General features: G+C 67.8%; 14 protein-coding genes and 1 tRNA gene. 13 read left to right on the top strand and 2 right to left on the bottom strand.

Annotation, left to right across the window (positions count from 1 at the left end; genetic code table 11):
- Positions 1-129 precede the first annotated feature (129 nt).
- From ABD785_RS36740 to ABD785_RS36680, 13 genes are all read left to right on the top strand, one after another.
- Positions 130-1,446, top strand: coding sequence for a relaxase/mobilization nuclease domain-containing protein (locus ABD785_RS36740; RefSeq protein ID WP_425547866.1), 1,317 nt, complete (start codon positions 130-132; stop codon positions 1,444-1,446).
- A 167-nt stretch (positions 1,447-1,613) separates the two neighbouring features.
- Positions 1,614-2,279, top strand: coding sequence for a GntR family transcriptional regulator (locus ABD785_RS36735; protein WP_344838097.1), 666 nt, complete (start codon positions 1,614-1,616; stop codon positions 2,277-2,279).
- 204 nt (positions 2,280-2,483) lie between these two features.
- On the top strand, positions 2,484-2,795 hold the full coding sequence (locus ABD785_RS36730) for a WhiB family transcriptional regulator (protein ID WP_344838094.1): 312 nt from the start codon (positions 2,484-2,486) through the stop codon (positions 2,793-2,795).
- Positions 2,792-3,115 (top strand): hypothetical protein, encoded by a 324-nt coding sequence (locus ABD785_RS36725; protein WP_344838091.1) that lies wholly within the window; start codon positions 2,792-2,794, stop codon positions 3,113-3,115. Before ABD785_RS36730 ends, ABD785_RS36725 begins: the two co-directional genes overlap by 4 nt.
- A complete protein-coding gene (locus tag ABD785_RS36720; RefSeq protein ID WP_344838088.1) occupies positions 3,106-3,405 on the top strand; it encodes a hypothetical protein in 300 nt (99 codons plus the stop codon). Before ABD785_RS36725 ends, ABD785_RS36720 begins: the two co-directional genes overlap by 10 nt.
- 6 nt (positions 3,406-3,411) lie before the next feature.
- Positions 3,412-3,813 (top strand): hypothetical protein, encoded by a 402-nt coding sequence (locus tag ABD785_RS36715; protein ID WP_344838085.1) that lies wholly within the window; start codon positions 3,412-3,414, stop codon positions 3,811-3,813.
- The gene (locus ABD785_RS36710) at positions 3,810-4,757 is read left to right on the top strand and encodes a DUF2637 domain-containing protein (RefSeq protein WP_344838083.1); all 948 of its coding nucleotides are present in this window, start codon (positions 3,810-3,812) and stop codon (positions 4,755-4,757) included. Before ABD785_RS36715 ends, ABD785_RS36710 begins: the two co-directional genes overlap by 4 nt.
- On the top strand, positions 4,754-5,665 hold the full coding sequence (locus ABD785_RS36705) for a hypothetical protein (RefSeq protein ID WP_344838081.1): 912 nt from the start codon (positions 4,754-4,756) through the stop codon (positions 5,663-5,665). Before ABD785_RS36710 ends, ABD785_RS36705 begins: the two co-directional genes overlap by 4 nt.
- A complete protein-coding gene (locus ABD785_RS36700) occupies positions 5,635-6,660 on the top strand; it encodes a helix-turn-helix domain-containing protein (protein WP_344838078.1) in 1,026 nt (341 codons plus the stop codon). The genes ABD785_RS36705 and ABD785_RS36700 overlap by 31 nt, the downstream gene beginning before the upstream one ends.
- Before the next feature lie 333 nt (positions 6,661-6,993).
- The gene (locus ABD785_RS36695; protein ID WP_344838076.1) at positions 6,994-8,367 is read left to right on the top strand and encodes an AAA family ATPase; all 1,374 of its coding nucleotides are present in this window, start codon (positions 6,994-6,996) and stop codon (positions 8,365-8,367) included.
- Between the two features lie 2 nt (positions 8,368-8,369).
- Positions 8,370-8,798: a hypothetical protein gene (locus ABD785_RS36690; RefSeq protein ID WP_344838073.1), complete on the top strand. Its 429-nt coding sequence runs from the start codon at positions 8,370-8,372 to the stop codon at positions 8,796-8,798.
- Positions 8,799-8,876: 78 nt separating this feature from the next.
- Positions 8,877-9,125 (top strand): helix-turn-helix domain-containing protein, encoded by a 249-nt coding sequence (locus ABD785_RS36685; RefSeq protein ID WP_344838071.1) that lies wholly within the window; start codon positions 8,877-8,879, stop codon positions 9,123-9,125.
- Positions 9,122-10,300 (top strand): site-specific integrase, encoded by a 1,179-nt coding sequence (locus ABD785_RS36680; RefSeq protein ID WP_344838069.1) that lies wholly within the window; start codon positions 9,122-9,124, stop codon positions 10,298-10,300. Before ABD785_RS36685 ends, ABD785_RS36680 begins: the two co-directional genes overlap by 4 nt.
- Positions 10,301-10,367: 67 nt before the next feature.
- Here the strand turns inward: ABD785_RS36680 and ABD785_RS36675 are convergent.
- Positions 10,368-10,440 (bottom strand) — tRNA-Thr (locus ABD785_RS36675).
- Positions 10,441-10,504: 64 nt separating this feature from the next.
- On the bottom strand, positions 10,505-11,977 hold the full coding sequence (locus ABD785_RS36670) for an alpha/beta hydrolase (protein WP_344838066.1): 1,473 nt from the start codon (positions 11,975-11,977) through the stop codon (positions 10,505-10,507).
- Between the last annotated feature and the right edge of the window lie 249 nt (positions 11,978-12,226).

The raw sequence follows: 12,226 nt of genomic DNA, 5'->3' as shown, positions 1-12,226 counted from the left end.
CCGTCTACCAGGGGTTTCCTCGCGCCACCGACCGAACACCCGAACCGCGATCACGTCGTGATCAGCGCCCGCTCAGACGGATGAAAAAGGGTCACTGGTGCTGAACACCTCGCGTTCGCCGAGGCCGGTCTGAGACTCGACTATCGGACGCAGTCGGAGGAGATCCAGCAGCTCGGGCGGGAGATGGACGCGCATCGGAAGCTACTCGGGAAGGAGGTCCCGAGCGGGCACGTATGGCACTGCTCGATTTCCCTGCCTCCCGGTGACTCGACGGATGAGCGGAAGCTCAACGACGCGGAGTGGGAGGAGGTGGCGAAGGCCGCGATGAACGTGCTCGGCTTCGACGACGGCGTCAACTCCCCCTGCCGCTGGATCGCGGTGCATCACGGCAAATCAGTCGGAGGGAACGAGCACATTCACCTCGCGGTGAACCTCGTGCGGGAGAACGGCAGGGTGGCGAGGACGGGCCACGATCGCACCAAACTCCAGAGGCTGTGCGCGGAGCTGGAAGAGAAGTTCGAGCTGAGCGTCGTCGAAGGACGCGGGAGATCGGCCCGGCGAGGTGTGAGTCGCGCGGAGTGGGAACGCGCTGGCGGGGAGGGGAAAGAGCCCGACCGGCGGTGGCTGGCCCGCGTCGTTTCCGGTGTCGCGGTGATGGCCCAGGATGAGCCGGATTTCGTGCGCTCCTTGAGGGGCGCGGGTGTGGACGTCCGGCCGAAGTTCGGAGATCCGCCCGAGCGGTCCGACGTCGTGGTCGGTTATTCGGTCGCGCGCAGCGGTCAAGGACCCGAGGAACGGCTCTGGTTCGGCGGGGGGAACCTCGATCGCGAGCTCAGCCTTCCGCGGCTGCGCGAACGCTTCAGATGGGTGAGTGGGTCTGATGCCGCGGACGTATGGGCGAGGCCTTCGGAACAGCGGGTTCCGGATCCTCTGACCGTGAGGGCGTGGTGGTCGGTCTCCGAGGAGGCCGCGGACTTGGTTGAGAGGCTACGGAACGTGCCGATCGACGACGAGGCCTGGCGCGTGATCGCGGGCGACGTCGCCGGCGTCCTCGCGTTGTGGTCGATCCGGGTGGAACATGATTATCCGGGAGCTCTCGCCGCTGCGGCTGAGGCGTTGGCAGACCTGGCAAGGCCACGCCACGAAGAGCGGGCGCCACGTCCACGGTCCATGCCCAATGACTTCCGCAAGATTGCTCGGGCGTCCGCAACAGTCGCCCGCCGTGGGCACCCGACCTCTGACCAACTCGCCCTCCTGCGTCAGATCCTCCGTGTGATGGAGTTGATCGAGGTCGCACAGGTTGCTCATCATCGCGCCTCCGATGCGTTGGGACGCCTCAACGACGCACGAAGCCAGCTCCAGATCCTTCAACTGAGACCCGCGCTCAGGACCACGTCCAGGACGTCTCGGATGGTCCGTGAGCAGGGCGGCCAAGGGATCGAGTAGGCCAACGGCTGACTACGCGCCACTCGCTGACGAAAGACCGCCCTCTCCCGCTCAGGCAACGGAGAGGGCGGCCCCGGCTAAGGGCTCGGCAGTCTCCGCGACTTGATCTTGCGTACGATGTGTGTTTGACCAGACGCTTTTGACCAGCGACAGGAGTGGCGAGCATCGTGCCGAGAATCGGGTTCCACGAGATCGCTGCCGAGGTCCGCAGAAAGATCGACACGGGTGAGCTCGCGCCGGGTAGCGCGGTTCCCTCGGAGTCGGTTCTCGCGGATGAATACCGGGTGTCTCGAACCACTGTCCGGCGGGCGCTGGTCCAGCTTGAAGACGACGGGTTGATCGAAGCGAAACAAGGTCGCGGTCGATTCGTCTCGTCGGAGGTCGATCTCGGTCGCGCCCGGACGGACAAGAAGTACGAGAGAGTCGCGGACTCTATTCGCCGCGAGCTTGCGACGGGTAAACCCCCGGCGGGGGAGCGGCTTGAGCCGGTCGACGACCTCGCGGAGCGGTTCGGGGTCTCGACCGGGACTGTCCGGAAGGCGTTGGCCGTCCTCGAAGCCGAGAAGTTGATCGCAGCTGTTCAGAGCAAAGGCTGGTTCGCCGGAGATCTGGCGGGCGAGTCCAACAAGACTCTCGCGGTCGCTGAACGCCTTCGACAGGCCATCTCCAGCGGAGAGATCGAGGTCGGTAGCGTCCTTCCTGGTGAACCGACCCTTGCCGCCGAGTACGGCGTCGCTCGCATCACGGTGAGCCGCGCTTTTGCGGCACTCGAAGCCGAGGGTCTGATCGAGAATCTGCCTGGTCGAGGGCGACGGGTGCTTCCGCGTCCCTGAGGCGAGCCTTCCTTTCTGGACACGCTCCGCTGAAAGTCAGTGCGTTCGCCCGGAAACTCATGATCGCTATGGTCTTGACAGGCCTCGATGTATACATGTTCTATAACTAGCGAGCAGCACACATGCTGCGGGTTGATCTGGACGGCACGCACGACCAAGCCCGCCCGTCCGGATCGCCACCGAACCGACCTGCTGGAGAACCGCATGACGCTCTCGATGAGCGAGAGGAACCTGTTCGACTTGCCCGCCGGCCTGGCCGAAAAGTCGGGTTGCCGCTTCGACCCGGAGCTGCACACCGGGCCGGACCTGTTCGAGACCGAACCGCGGGCCGAGCGCGAGGCCCGCGAGGACGCTGCGAAGGCTGTGTGCGAGGAATGCCCGGTGTGGGCCGGGTGCCTGGACTACGCGCTACGGATCCGGCCGACCCATGGCGTCTGGGCGGGCTACACCGCGTCCGAGCTGGCGAAGCTCGGTATGGCCGCCAGGCTCACGGCGATGGTCGAGGTCGCACGATGAGCAGGGAGTTCGAGCGGCTGGAACTGGCGCGGATGCTGGCAGCACTTCCCGGTGAGCGGGCTGTGGCGGCCGTCGCACTGCTGCTGGTCGGGCAGGTGCTGCGAATCGTGGGGATCATAGCTGTCTCATTCGCGACCCTTCTGATGCCTATCACGGACGTGATCTCTTCTCGGCGCTGTGCCCTGGTGCGGACGATCGGCGAAATGTCGGTGGCGGTGATCGGAAGGACCGCGCTCGTCGCGGTCGTCCTGGTCCATGCGCTCGATGCCGCAGTGCTGTCGGTACTCGGGGCCGATGGGGGTGGGGCCGCATGGCGCTGATTCCGCGCTGGAAACCCCGAGAGCAAGTCGATGCACCGCCTCGCGGGCTGGATGACGGTCATGCCGGCGGATGGGTTCCTCACGGCTACGGCACCCCGCCGATGGTCGAGGTTCAGCCGGATTGGGTGCGGCTCCGACCGCACTCCGAATCCGAGCAGGACCGGCGGTTCGCGGACCTGATGATCCCCCTCCGGGCAGTCCTGATCGTGCTGCTGTGGGCCACCAGCTCCCGCGGCCGAGCCGCCATCGCCATCACGGCTGTCCTCGTTCTCGTCCTGCTCCTGAAATGAGAAGAAATGCCTCCCTACGGTTTCGTTGAACTTGCGGCGATGCTCCGCCGTGCTGCTGATGGCCTGCTGACCGCCTCAGCCGCCGTTGACTTGTTGATCGGCCACCGGACGTGGCTTACGCGAAGCGACTTCGCTCGATACGTCGAGGTCGAGACCAACCCCATCTACGTGGGGGAGTCCCCGATGGCGTGGGTGAAGTGGAAGGCCGCCGTGACCGCTGTGAAGGCCGGACGGTTGGCCTGCACCAGCAGTGAGGCGGCGATGCTGCGGATCGCGGTGGGCATTGCCGAAGGTGTCCCAGTGGATCTTCGTGAGGTCGTCGGTGGCCTGGACGAGGTCAACCTGGGGTTGGTGCTGGAGGCGCTGGCCGCTGCGAACGGCCGCCGGATGGCGGTGACCACCCGATGAAGCTGAGGATGAGCTCTGGCGGTCGGTCGTGGGGCGATCGGGCGATCCGGGTGTCGATGACGGTCACGGTGGTGGCGGTCGCGGTGGTGGCCGGGTGGGTGTCGTACTGGCACGCGGTCGAGGTCGTGCGCCGCTACGGCGCCGAGCAGGATCCCGCGATCCACCTGATCCCGTTGACGATCGACGGGATGATCTACGCCTCGTCGATGGCGATGCTCTGGTCGGCCCGCTACGACCTCAAGACCGGATGGCTGTCGCGGACGGCTCTGGTCGCGGGGATCGCCGCGACCCTGGCCGCGAACGTCCTCCAGGGTATGGAACACGGTCCGTTGGCCGCCGCGATCGCGGCCTGGCCCGCCATCGCGCTGGTGATCTCCTACGAGCTGACGATGTGGGTGGTCCGCGCCGGCCGCGCCCTCACCGACACCCCGTCCCTCGAAACGGACCAGACGCCGGACGAGGCCCGGACCGGTCCCGCTGTCCCCGGACCGTCCGTCTCCCGTCCGCCCGTCCCCGGACCGTCCGCGATCCCGTCGAGAGCGGCGGACGAGCTGGATGAAGTGGGCTCGGACGCGGCGGAAGACCCGGACCGGTCCGGGTCCAGCGGCACCGCGAACGTTGCCGACACCGTCGAGGACCAGAGTAAAGAGCGGGCCAGAGTTGCGCAGTTCCAGGAGCAGCTTGCCCAGGCACGTCTGTTGGACGCCGAGCACCGGGCAAGCCGGGGACGGCCGATCTCGGCGGAGAACCTGGCCCGCGCCATGAAGGTCGGCAAGACGACCGCGTTGAAGCTGGTCAAGACCATCCGTACAGAGGGTGCTGACCTGCGGGGGCAAGCTGTTGTCCGTCCTGCTCGCGATGGTGGGCAACCTCTTGCCCTGGTCGGTCACGACGCGGGGCAAGGTGTTGCCCATGCAGGTCAGGGGCTGGAGGTCGTCCGATGAGCGGACGGACGACGACTGTCTATCTGAAGGCCGGTCCGGGACGGGCGCGGACGGTCCCCGCTCGCCGGACCAGGTCCCGGACGCCCGTCCACCGCGAGATCGCTCGGGTGGCCTGGCGGTACCGGGTGGAGCTGGCGCCGTTCGCGATCGCCCTCGTGCTGTGGACAGTCGCCGTCCAGGTCTCCCGACACCCGGACCGGGTCTGGACCGTCGTCCCCGTTGTGGTCCTCGCGGTCGGGCTGATCTTCCGCAACGCGGACCGGCTGCGTCTGGACCGTCCGTCCCACCGCCGCTACGCCGCCGCCGTGGGGACGGCCGCGGTCGCGTGGACGACGGCGGTCGCCGTGGTCGGACCGGGCGGGCAAGCCTTTGCCTGCCATCTTGCCCTGACCGGTGTATTGGCGGTTCCGTGGTGGCGGTGGCGAGCGGTGCGCGGGAAGGTCGCGGTGACGCTGGCCAGCATGGGCAAGCCCGAGCGGCAGCGGGCAATCCGCCGCGCAACCACTCTGGTCCGTGACTGGGAAGCCGTCGCTCTGGCCGCGAAGGTCCCCGGATCCCGGCTCCAGGCAATCGCGGCGGACGGCTACTCGATGACCTTCACCGTGGTCCTGCGGCACGGCTCCACCGCCGAGGACCTGACCGGGAATCTGCGGCGGCTGGAGTCCGCGCTCGACGCTGGCCCCCGCACCGCCCGCGTCGAAGAAGACCACGCCCACGCCCGCCGGGTGCGGATCAGGGTCATGCTCGCCGACCCGCACCGCAAGACCATCGTGTTCCCCGGACCGTCCATGACGGCCCAGACGGACCCGATCGACCTGGGACCGTTCGAGGACGGGACGCCCGCGCTGCTGCGCGTCCACCACACCCTCATCGCGGGATGTCGGACTCGGGGAAGTCCGGTGGCCTGAACGTCATCATCCATAACCTCGTCGCCGCCGGGTGGGCGCTGGCCGGTGCGGACTTGAAGTACGGCCTCGAACTCGGCCCGTGGACCGACACGTTCATCGCCACCGCTATGACCCCCGACCAGGCCGTGAACCTGCTACGCGGCGTCGTCGCGGTCATGGACGTACGCGGCGCCGCCCTGAAACGGCAGGGCAAGCGCAAATGGACCGCCACCTCAGACGGCCCCTACCTGGGGATTCCGATCGACGAGCTCGCCGCCCTCACCAAGGTCAGCGACACTAAGACCCGCGAGCAGGCGACGCTGCTGCTGGAGGACATCGCCGCCCGAGGCCGGGCACTGGGCGTCTACCTGATCATCGCGACGCAGTACCCGCTCGCTGAGGTCGTCTCCTCGATCCTGCGCGGCCAGTGCGGCAACAAGCTGGTGTACGCACTGGAGCGCAGCAAGCACGTCGACGTCGTCCTCGGCGACGGCATGTCCAAGACCTGGCGTGCCCACGAGATCGACGACACCCGCCAAGGCTCCTTCTACCTGCGAGCACGCGGCGCCAAGACCCCGAAACCCGCCCGCACCTACTGGCTCGACGACGACCACATCGCCCAAGCCGCCGCCCGGTACGCGCCCAACGCCGCCCAGCTCGAACCCGCCGCGATGGAAGCGCTCTTCACCGCCCTCAACGCGCCGATCCCCGAACCGCGGACTCCGCTCGGCAAGGTCGTGAACGGAGAACTCGTCCAGCCGGCCGGACTCGACCACGAATCGGCCGTAGAGCCCGCCGCTCAGGCCGTCCTCGATGCGCTCGCCGACGCGGACGAGGGTCTGACCCGCACCGAGCTCCTGGAGGGAACCGGGCTTCCGGCATCGACCCTCTATCGCTATCTGAACGACCTCCGGCAGCGCGGACTCCTGCACAACCACGACCGCCGCTGGCACCTCACCCCCACCACCCCAGCTCCCTCAACGGATGTCCCGTCCCACACCGCCCACCCGCGCTGACCTGCGCGTAAGGACACATCCCCGCTGGGACATGAGACACGGGACATCCCAGGCCGACGAGCTTCGTGGTGACCGTGTCACAAGCCGCCGGCCGTAGGGCCTCCACCCATCAACAGCACCTGACCCGAGTCAGGGCTGGACAGTCGGGCGGGAGATCCGAGAGGTATCCCGCTCCGCTGTCGCAGTTTTGCGCGGCCCTGGTGCCACGCACGACCAAGCCCGCGCACCAGGGCCGCCCCTCCGAACCGACCAGCCCCGAAAGGGGCGCAGAAGGAGTACCACCATCATGACCTACCCCCTGCCCGCTTTCGATCTCGCTCACCAGGAGCGATCGTGAGCAGGAAGACCAGCCGGACCAAGCTGGCGTCGTTCACGACCGCTGGATGCGGCATCTGCAATCCGCAGGGCTGGATCGAGGACGCTGACGGGAAGCCGATCGAGCGATGCCCGGTCTGCCACCCGTCCTTCGCCCCGACCATCGACAGCCCTGCGCGCCTGCTCCCGTTCCCGGCTCTGGCCGCCGATCCGGCGATGGTCAATGAGCCGCAGCCCCCGAACGGGCGGAAGGTGAAGCTGACGCGGGCCTCCGAGATCCGGATGCGGCCCGCCCGCTGGCTCTGGGAGAGCCGTGTCCCGATCGGCTCGCTCACCGTCATCCCAGGACGCGAGGGCATCGGCAAGTCGCTGCTGCTCTGCTGGATGGCCGCGCAGATCACGAGGGGAGCGCTCCCCGGCTTCCACCAAGGGACGCCACGCCCGGTCATCTACGCCGCGTCCGAGGATTCTTGGGCGCACACCATCGCGCCCCGCTTGTACGCCGCCGGTGCTGATCTCGATCTCGTCTACCGCGCCGAGGTCGAGCACGCGGGAAATACCGGACACCTCAGCCTGCCTCGCGACTGCGATGGCCTCGCTGAGCAGATCCGCGACATGGGCGTGGCGCTGCTGGCCGCCGACCCGCTCCTGTCGCTGATCGCCTCCGGCATCGACACCCACAAGGACCGAGAGCTCCGCACCGCGCTGGAGCCGCTCGTCCAGCTCGCCGACAGCACCGACTGTGCGGTGATCGGGCTGGCCCACTTCAACAAGTCCAGCAGCACCGACGCCCTCAACCTGATCACCGGGTCGCGCGCCTTCTCCGCCGTGTCCCGAGCTGTCGTCGCCGTCGCTCAAGACCCCCAAGACGATGAAGGAGCTTGCGTCCTGTCCCAGGCCAAGAACAACTTGGGTCGGGCCGACCTGCCGTCCTTGCGCTTCGTGGTGCGGACCGCTGAGGTACCGACCGAAGAAGGCCCGGCCTCCGTCGGCGTGCTGGAGTTCACCGGGGAGAGCGACCGGTCCGTCGCCGACATCCTCGCCGAGAACGGACGTACGCCCGCGGAACCCGGTCAGACCGACGAGACAGCCGACTGGATCATCGGCTACCTCACCGCCCACTCGGGGCAGGCCGCCTATGCCGAGATCGCCGCAGCGGCGAAGACCAGCGGCATCGCGGAACGGACCCTCAAACGCGCCCGTCAGCGCGCCGGGGTGACAAGCGTTCGCACCGGCTTTCCCGCGATCACCGTCTGGCGGCTCCCCGCGAGCGCCGATCAGACCGCCGCAGTCGGGCCATTCCAACCTCAAGACCCCGAGGTCTCTGGGACAGGCCCCACTGGCCCCACTGGCCCGGCAGGCACACCGGACCTCACCCGCGAGGAGAACTGACGATGAACGAGATCGCCTACGAAGACCAGTACCAGGCCGCCGTCTCCGACACGCTCCGCATTCTCGGGAGAGCCGCCACGGTCGAGGACCGTCCGGTCCAGGTCGACACCAACGCGTGGCTGCACGACCGCTTCACCCGCAACATTGAGCACTTGCGCGCGGGGAGCGCCCGGCTCTGCTCCCACATCACCTCTGCACCAATGCCCGTCCACACCGCCGCCTGGGCGATCGACATCGTCGTCTGCACCGACTGCGTCGAAGCCCTCCAGCCCAGCGACGACGAAGAGATCCGCTGCGACCGTTGCCACCGGTCGGCCCCCGCGATCTACACCGGGTTCGCCGCCTGCGGGCCCGTCCTCATGGCCTACGGACTCTGCGCCACCTGCACCATCGCCACCCGAATCCCTACCCCGAACACCTTCACCAACTGATTCCAGCAAGGCGGCCCTGGGCTCCACCGACCAAAGCAGCGCCCAGGGCCACCACCCCTAACAAGGAGCACCGCCATCATGGCGATCCCCCACATTGAGCACCCGGAAATCCCCGAAATCCCTCCGTCCGTCCCTGGCCTCAAGCAGCTCTACACGGTCGCGGAAGCGGCCAAAATGCTGTCGCTCAGCCGCGCACACCTCTACCGGGAGATGCGCGCGGGACGTCTGGATGCCGTGAAGTCAGGCCGTTCGACCCGCTTGACCGCGCGGGCGATCGCGAAGTTCATCCAGCTCCTGGAGCGGGAAGCGCGGGGGTTCAACCGATGACCAAGAGAAGGAGCCGCGGAGACGGCGGACTGCACTGGGACGAGAGCCGCCAGCGGTGGATCGCGTCCGTGACGGTGGGCTACACGCCGGCGGGGAAGCGCATCGTCCGCAAGGCCAGCGATCCCAAGAAGACCGAGGCGCTGAAGAAGCTCAAGGAGAAGGTCCGCGACTACGAGGACGGGTTGGCGATCGCGCCGTACCGCTACACGGTCGCCGATGCGATGGAGTACTGGTTCGAACTGCTGTCGAAGAAGGGGAGAGCAGAAGGCACGATCAAGAAGAACCGAAGCTTGATCGACAACCACATCATCCCGGCGATCGGGGCTCGCAAGCTCCGTGAGCTGACGGTGCAGGAAGTCGAGAAGTGGTTGCAGGAGAAGGCCGAGATCCTCGGGAACGACGCGCTCCGGCAGCTCCACTCCATGCTCAACCAGGCCGTCAGGAAGGCGATCGCCGGCGACAAGGTCAAGCGGAACGTCGTCGAACTGGCCGAGGTTCCGCAGGGCCAAGACGGCAGGCCCTCGAAGGCGATGACGCTCGACCAGGCCGAAGCAGTGCTCAAGGCGGCGGTCGGATCCTCTCTTGAGGCGTACATCGTTCTGTCGATTTTGATTGGCGCCCGTCCCGAGGAGCTCCGTCCGCTCACCTGGGATCACGTCGACCTGGATGGACGTCCCGCGATGTACGGGCTGCCTGCCGAGCCGCCGTCCATCCTCGTCTGGCGGTCGGTACGGGCCAAGGGGGAGACCAAGACCTTGAAGTCGCGCCGCACCCTGGCGATGCCGCTGAAATGCGTCGAGGCTCTGCGAGACCTCAAAGCTCGGCAAATGGCTGCGGTGAAGCGGGCGGGCGGCGAATGGTCGGAGACCCGGCTCGTCTTCTGCACCAGGAATGGCACGCCTCGCAACGTCACCAACGTCCTCCGCGACGTCCGGATCGTCTACCGCAAGGCCGGGCTCGTCCCCACCGACTGGACGGTCCGGGAGTTGCGGCACACGTTCGTGTCGCTGCTCTCCAACGAGGCGCGGGTGCCGATCGAGCACATCGCCAGGCTGGTCGGGCACGTCGGGACCACGGTCACCGAGTCCGTGTACCGCAAGCAGATCAGGCCCGTCCTGGAGGAAGGCGCGACCGCCATGGACAAGATCTTCCCTGGGAAGGGCGAACCGGCTTAGTCACTCAGTTAGTCACCAGGCAAAAGCAGAGGCCCTTTCCGAACTTCGGAAAGGGCCTCTGACCTTGAGCCGCCTATCGGAATCGAACCGATGACCTATTCATTACGAGTGAATCGCTCTGCCGACTGAGCTAAGGCGGCGCACGCCAAGGGGTGCTTGGTGTGCGAGCAGTCTACAGGAGGGAGGGGGGTGGAAGCACCTTCGTCAGCACGTGGTGCCGTCCGACGGAGGGGTGGTTTTGATCAGGTACGTGTCGACGGCGGTGCGGATGCAGGGCGGGCCCTGGAGGTAGGCGGTGTGGCCGTCGCCGTCGTAGGAGAGGAGGACGCCGCTGTCGAGCTGGGAGGCGAGGTTCTTCGCCCACTGGTAGGGGGTGGCGGGGTCGCGGGTGGTGCCGACGACGACGATCGGCGGGGCGCCGACGGCCTTGAGCGGCTTGGGGTCGGAGTCGGGCTTGACCGGCCAGGAGGCGCAGGGGAGAGTGCCCCAGACGATGAACTCGCCGAAGTGCGGGGCCGCGCGCTCGGCCTTCTCCGCCTCGGCCTTGAAGCCCGCGAGGTCGGGGTTGGGCTTGTCGACGCAGTTGACGGCCATGTTGGCCTCGGACTGGTTCTTGTAGGTGCCGTCCGGCTGGCGTTCGGTCATCAGGTCGGCGAAGCGCAGCAGGATGGTGCCGTCGCCGTTGAAGGCCTGGGTGAGGCCCTGCGAGAGGGCGTCCCAGCCGTTGCGGTCGTAGAGGGGGAGGGCGATGCCCATCGCGACCTCGTTCTCGCCGATCTCGCGGGAGTCCATCGTGTTCTTCAGCGGCTTGCGGTCGGCGGTGGCCAGCAGCTCCGAGACCTTCGCGAGGGCGGCGTCGACCGTGCCGGTGCCCAGCGGGCAGGTCGGCTTCCGGACGCAGGACGCGGCATAGGAGGCCAGCGCCGTCTCGAAGCCCTTGGCCTGCTCGATGTTGATGTCGGCGGCCGACAGCGCCGGGTCGACGGCGCCGTCCAGGACGAGCGCGCGGATGTTCCGCGGGAACTGCTCGGCGTACCAGGCTCCCAGGTAGGTGCCGTAGGACGCCCCGTAGTAGGTCAGCTTCTCGTCGCCGACGGCGGCCCGGATCGCGTCCATGTCGCGGGCGGCGTTCCTGGTGCCCACATAGGGCAGGACGGTCGCGGAGTTCTTCTCGCAGCCCGCCGAGAACTGCCGGCTGACGTCGTCGAGCGCCTTCTGCTCGGCCAGGTCGTCGGGCGAGGTGTCGGTTCCGTAGAACGTGTCGAGCTGCGGGCCGGTCAGGCACCGCACCGGACGGCTCTCCCCGACACCGCGCGGGTCGAAGCCGACGAGGTCGAAGCTCGCCCGCACGTCCGCGCCGAACAGCTTCCCCGAGTCCCGCACGAGGTCGAGCCCCGACGCCCCCGGCCCGCCGGGGTTCACCAGCAGCGAGCCGATCTTGTTCTTGCCGGTCGCGGGCATCCGGTTCACCGCGAGCGAGATCTTGTCGCCGTCCGGTTTTCCGTAGTCGAGGGGCACGTCGACCTTGCCGCACTGGAGGCCGTCGCCGCAGTTCGACCACTTCACCGCGGTCACCTTCACCGGCTGCTGCGGCTCGGGTGAGCTGTCGGTCGTGGTGCAGGCGGCGGCGGCCAGGAAGAGCCCCGTCACACCGGCGGCCACTCGCAGTACGTTCACCCTCGTGCCTCCTCAACCTCACCGGACGTCCCTGCCATCGTGGCACTGCCCGGCCGGGAACGGACGGAGACCGGCCGCAATTTCGGCCTCGTTATCGGTCCGGGATGTGGGCGGCGTCCCCACACCCCTAAGGTGGACGTGTGGCTGGCAACCAGGAGATAAGCCGCAGGACTGCGCTGGGAATTCTCGGCGCGACGGCCTGCGGAGTCGCTTTGGCGGGTGACGTCCGGCATCTGGGTGTTTCGCCTG

The organism is Actinocorallia longicatena, assembly GCF_039534125.1.
GTDB lineage: Bacteria > Actinomycetota > Actinomycetes > Streptosporangiales > Streptosporangiaceae > Actinocorallia > Actinocorallia longicatena.
Note: the sequence above shows the minus strand (reverse complement) of the source record. Positions and strands in the feature narration are given on the sequence as shown.